Here is a 5,070-nt window from a genome sequence, read left to right as displayed (position 1 = left end):
GCACCGGGGCATAGCCGGGCGCGGAGCGGTACGCACCCTCGTCGCGCACCATGCGGCAGCGGACCGGCGAGCGATCCTGGCGTGACTGGGCACGCTTGCCGTCCTGCGCTGCGGCGGGCGGCGGTGGCGGTGCGGCGGAGGTGAGAAGCAGGGCGGAAGCCCCGAGCATCAAGGCGGAACGCGGCATGTGACTCTCCCCTATGGCGCCCTTGGGACATCCAGAGTCGCGAGTGTCCGCCTTTGCGCCTGACTGGCAGATGAACAGGATATAACATATCATTCCTGTGGCTTCGCCGGGGCGGGGATAATGTGTAGAGGGTGCGGATGCCCTCACGCCTGAAGGTCTTTTTCGACGGTGGCTGCCGCCCTAACCCCGGCGCGATGGAGCTTGCGGTTGTGGCGGGCGGGCGCACGCATATCCGGCGCGATCTGGGGCAGGGGACCAGCGCCGACGCCGAATGGCTGGCGCTTATCCACGCGCTGGAAGTGGCGCAGGCGGCGGGCGGCGCGTTCGTGCTGATGGGCGATTCGGCCAATGTCATCGGACAGGCCGGCGGCACCGCGAAGCTGCGCGGGGCGGGGCTTCGCCATATCGATCGGTTCCGCGTGCTGGCCGGGAGCACGCCGCCGCCCATCCGCCATATCAAGCGGACGCAGAATCTCGCGGGGATCGCGCTGGCAAGGCTGCACGACCGGTGACGCTGATCCTGCTCAACAAGCCGTTCGACGTGCTCTGCCAGTTCACCGACGACAGCACCGGGCCGAAGCGCCTTACGCTGGCGGACTTCGTCGATGTGCCGGGCGTCTATCCGGCGGGGCGGCTCGACCGCGACAGCGAGGGGCTGTTGCTGCTGACCGATGACGGGCGGCTGCAGGCGCGGATCGCCGATCCGAAGTTCAAGATGGCCAAGACCTATCTGGCGCAGGTCGAAGGCGATGCGGACGAGGCGGCGCTGGCCCAGTTGCGCCGCGGCGTGCGGCTGAAGGACGGCATGACCCTGCCTGCGCAGGCCGAGCGGATCGACGATCCGGCGCTGTGGCCGCGCGATCCACCGGTGCGGTTTCGCAAGACCGTGCCCGATTGCTGGCTGAAGCTGACGATCCGCGAAGGGCGCAACCGTCAGGTGCGGCGGATGACCGCGGCGGTCGGCCTGCCGACGCTGCGGCTGGTGCGCTGGGCGGTCGGGGAGTGGAGTGTCGAGGGGCTGGCACCGGGGGAGTGGCGCGAAGCATAAATGTTACCCTTCTCCCTTGATGGGAGAAGGAGGGGCCCGCCGCGCAGCGGCGGGAGGATGAGGGTGACCTCTCCTCATTCGACAGCATTATGAGGAGAGGTCACCCCCACCCAACCCTCCCCCATCAAGGGGGAGGGCTTTCTGGGTCAGCCTTCCCGCTCCACTTCGCGCCAGCCGATGTCTCGGCGGCAGAAGCCCGTCGGGAAGTCGACCGCATCGACCGCGCGATAGGCTGCGGCCTGAGCCTCGCGGACCGTACTACCCGTCGCGGTGACGGTCAGCACGCGCCCGCCGCTGGCCACCAGCTTGCCGCCGTCCAGCTTCGTGCCCGCGTGGAACACCTTGGCGCCGGTCGCTTCCGCCGCATCGATCCCGTCGATCGTCCCGCCGGTCTCGGGCGTGCCGGGATAGTTGTTCGCCGCCATCACCACCGTCAGCGCGGTGCCGTCGGCAAAGACCGGCGCGGGCATGTCGCCCAGCGTGCCCTTGTCGCAGGCAATCATATATTCGAGCAGGTCGCCCTGAAGCCGGGTCATCAGCACCTGGCATTCGGGATCGCCGAAGCGGGCGTTATATTCGATCAGCTTGGGTCCATCGGCGGTCAGCATCAGCCCGGCATAGAGCACGCCCGAATAGGGATGCCCCTGCCGCGCCAGCGCCTCGACGGTGGGGCGGACGATCTCGTCGATCGCCTGCTGCTCGAGTGCGGCGGTGAGGACCGGGGCGGGGCTGTACGCGCCCATGCCGCCGGTGTTCGGGCCGGTATCTCCTTCGCCCACGCGCTTGTGGTCCTGCGCCGATCCGAACGGCATCAGGCTGGTGCCGTCGGTCAGCACGAACAGGCTGGCTTCCTCGCCGGTCAGAAATTCCTCGATCACCGCGCTGCCGCCATGGCCCGAGAAGATGTCGAGGATCGCGGCCTCGGCCTGCTCGCGCGTTTCGGCGACGGTCACGCCCTTGCCCGCGGCGAGGCCATCGGCCTTCACCACCACCGGCAGCCCGAAATCGTCGAGCGCGGCGAGGCCGCCTTCCTTGGTCTCGACCCGGGCATAGGCAGCGGTCGGGATATGCTCGCGCTGGCAGAGATCCTTGGTGAAGCCCTTCGATCCCTCGAGCTGCGCGGCGAAGCGGTTCGGCCCGAACACGCCGACGCCCATGGTGCGCAGATTGTCGCCAAGACCCTCGCACAGCGGCGCTTCGGGGCCGACCACGACGAACTGGATCGAATGGCGAATGCAGAAATCGATCAGCGAGCGATGGTCGCCCGCCGAAATGTCGGCAATCTCGGCGACCTGAGCGATGCCGGGGTTGCCCGGCGCGGCATAGAGCGTATCGAGCAGGGGCGATTGCGCCAGCTTCCAGGCCAGCGCATGTTCGCGTCCACCCGACCCCACCAGCAGGACGTTCATGCCCGATCCCTTTTCTGAAAGCTCATCGGGGCGGCTGGTAGCCGAGGCGGTGCCCGGCGACAACGCCGCGCCGCTCAGCATCAGCGAAATGTCTTCGAAGCTGAAGCGGATGGTGGAGGGCGAGTTCGGTCATGTCCGGTTGCGCGGCGAGATTTCGGGGTGGAAGCGTGCCGCGTCGGGCCATGCCTATCTGGCGCTGAAGGACGCCGACGCAGTGATCGACGGGGTGATCTGGCGCGGTGCCGCCAGCGCGCTGCCCTTCCAGCCGCAGGACGGGATCGAGGTGATCGCGACCGGCAAGCTGACCATCTATCCCGGCCGTTCGAAATACCAGATCGTGATCGAGCGGATGGAGCTGGCCGGCGAGGGCCAGTTGATGGCCCTGCTCGAAAAGCTGAAGGCGAAGCTGGCGGCTGAGGGACTGTTCGATTCCGCGCGCAAGAAGCCCTTGCCCTATATGCCCAAGGTGATCGGCGTGGTGACGTCGCCCACCGGCGCTGTGATCCGCGACATTCTCCACCGGCTCGAGGATCGCTGCCCCAGCCATGTGATCGTCTGGCCGGTCAAGGTGCAGGGCGATGGCTCCGCGGCGGAGATCGCCAATGCCGTTCGCGGCTTCGATGCGATCCAGCCCGGCGGCAAGGTGCCGCGGCCGGACCTGCTGATCGTCGCGCGCGGCGGTGGTTCGATCGAGGATCTGTGGTCGTTCAACGAGGAAGTGGTTGTTCGGGCCATCGCCGATTGCGCGATCCCGGTCATCTCGGCGGTGGGGCACGAGACCGACACCAGCCTGTCCGATTTCGCCGCCGATCTGCGCGCGCCGACGCCGACCGCGGCGGCCGAGATCGCGGTGCCGGTGCTCGCCGATCTGCGCCACACCATCTCCAGCCTGGCGCTGCGGACCGAGCGTTGCGCGCGGCGCTATCACGAGCGCGGCGGCGAGCGGCTGGCGGCCTTGGTCCGCGTGTTGCCGAAACGCGATGCGCTGCTCGGGCCGCAGCGGCAGAAGATGGACGATCTCGGCGCACGGCTCGATCTGGGGCTGGAACGCAAGGTGCAGCGCTCGCGCGGCGAACTGGACCGGGCGGGCGGGGCGCTGCGGCCCGCGACGCTCGAACACCGGCTGACGGCGGCGCGGCAGCGGCTCGACGGGGCATCGCGGCTGCTCGATTCGGTCAATCCGGACAATCTGCTCCAGCGCGGCTATGTCCGCGTCGGCGCAAGGGCCACCGGCAAGGTGGTGATGACCGCCGCGGACGCGCGTGCGGCCGGTGCCATTACGCTCCAGTTCAGGGACGGTCCGGTAGACGCGCGGGTTGAGCGTGCGGGCGGCAAATCCTATGAAGGCGACAAGCCCGAACAGCCCAGCCTGTTGTAACCCGAGTAGCGGAATCCACCCATGCTGATGTCGAACAACACCCGCGCCGCCAGGCTCCATTACATGGCCAACGGATTTCGTGTGCTTTCGACCGGCGATCATGTGGTGTGCGCGGTGAGCGGCGAGCGGGTCCCGCTCGACATGCTGCGCTATTGGAGCGTCGCCCGCCAAGAACCCTATGCCAGCGCGGAACTCGCCGCGAAGGCGAGCGGATACTGATGGGCTTCTACGTTCGCCTTCATGCGGTTTCGGCGGTGTTCGTCCTGCTGGGCAGCGCGCATCTGCAGGTGCCCGGCGTGCCGGTGGTGGCGCAGGCGGTTGCGGCCCCCGCGCCTGAAGCCGCACCCGAACAGCCTGCCGCGCCGCTCGGGCCGTTCCGGCTCGAAGGACAGCTGGTGCAGGGCGGGGTGGTGATCGGCGTCGCGCCGCGCGACACCACGATGCTGACCTTCAATGGCCAGCCGGTCAGTGTCGCGCGCGACGGCAAGTTCCTGATCGGTTTCGATCGCGACGCGGGCGCCAGCGCGACTTTGGTGGCGACGCTGGAGAGCGGGCAGCAGGTGACGCAGGCACTCAGCGTCGCGCCGCGGGCGTGGAACATCTCGCGCCTGCCGACCCTGCCCAAATTCCCGGTGCCCAGCGCCGAGTTCCAGCGGCTGCGGCCCGCAGAGCTGGCCGAGATCAACGGCGCGCGGCGCATGCAGACCGATGCCGAGGGCTGGCGCCAGCCGTTCCTGTGGCCGGTCACCGGGCGCATCTCGACCCTGTTCGGATCGCAGCGCATCTATGCGGGTGAACCCGGCGCCTATCATTCGGGCGTCGATGTCGCGCGGCCGACCGGCACCGTGGTGATCGCGCCCGCCGATGGCGTGGTCATCCTCGCCACAACCCGGCCGTTCACGCTGGAAGGCAATCTGTTGCTGATCGATCACGGCAACGGGCTGAACAGCGCCTTCATGCATCTGTCGCGGATCGACGTGACCACCGGCGCGCATGTCCGCCGCGGCCAGCCGATCGGGCGCGTCGGCGCCACCGGGCGCGCCACCGG

The 5,070-nt window shown here is 68.7% G+C and carries 7 protein-coding genes; 5 read left to right on the top strand and 2 right to left on the bottom strand.

The features are described from left to right. Positions 1 to 187, bottom strand: a 187-nt coding sequence (locus P1X14_RS21645) for a hypothetical protein (RefSeq protein WP_277317499.1), incomplete at its 3' end; no start/stop codon positions are given. 137 nt (positions 188 to 324) lie between these two features. Here P1X14_RS21645 and P1X14_RS21640 point away from each other — a divergent pair. Both P1X14_RS21640 and P1X14_RS21635 read left to right on the top strand, forming a co-directional pair. Beyond that, the gene (locus tag P1X14_RS21640) at positions 325 to 699 is read left to right on the top strand and encodes an RNase H family protein (protein WP_277317498.1); all 375 of its coding nucleotides are present in this window, start codon (positions 325 to 327) and stop codon (positions 697 to 699) included. Further along, positions 696 to 1,235, top strand: a complete 540-nt coding sequence (locus P1X14_RS21635) for a pseudouridine synthase (protein WP_277317497.1) — start codon at positions 696 to 698, stop codon at positions 1,233 to 1,235. Before P1X14_RS21640 ends, P1X14_RS21635 begins: the two co-directional genes overlap by 4 nt. Positions 1,236 to 1,381: 146 nt before the next feature. On the opposite strand, the gene purD is transcribed toward P1X14_RS21635, so the two are convergent. After that, the gene (gene purD, locus P1X14_RS21630) at positions 1,382 to 2,644 is read right to left on the bottom strand and encodes a phosphoribosylamine--glycine ligase (protein ID WP_277317496.1); all 1,263 of its coding nucleotides are present in this window, start codon (positions 2,642 to 2,644) and stop codon (positions 1,382 to 1,384) included. Here purD and xseA point away from each other — a divergent pair. The 3 genes from xseA to P1X14_RS21615 form a co-directional block, all read left to right on the top strand. Next, entirely contained in the window at positions 2,643 to 4,022 is a 1,380-nt protein-coding gene (gene xseA, locus P1X14_RS21625) for an exodeoxyribonuclease VII large subunit (protein ID WP_277317495.1), read from the top strand. The genes purD and xseA overlap by 2 nt on opposite strands. A gap of 21 nt (positions 4,023 to 4,043) precedes the next feature. Continuing rightward, complete coding sequence (locus P1X14_RS21620; RefSeq protein WP_277317494.1) at positions 4,044 to 4,241, top strand: DUF2093 domain-containing protein; 198 nt, start codon at positions 4,044 to 4,046, stop codon at positions 4,239 to 4,241. After that, the coding region (locus P1X14_RS21615; RefSeq protein ID WP_277317493.1) for a M23 family metallopeptidase at positions 4,241 to 5,070 on the top strand (830 nt) is incomplete at its 3' end. The genes P1X14_RS21620 and P1X14_RS21615, both read left to right, overlap by 1 nt.

The sequence above is a fragment of the Sphingomonas sp. AOB5 genome (assembly GCF_029433115.1).
In the GTDB taxonomy this organism is placed as follows: domain Bacteria; phylum Pseudomonadota; class Alphaproteobacteria; order Sphingomonadales; family Sphingomonadaceae; genus Sphingomonas.
Note: the sequence above shows the minus strand (reverse complement) of the source record. Positions and strands in the feature narration are given on the sequence as shown.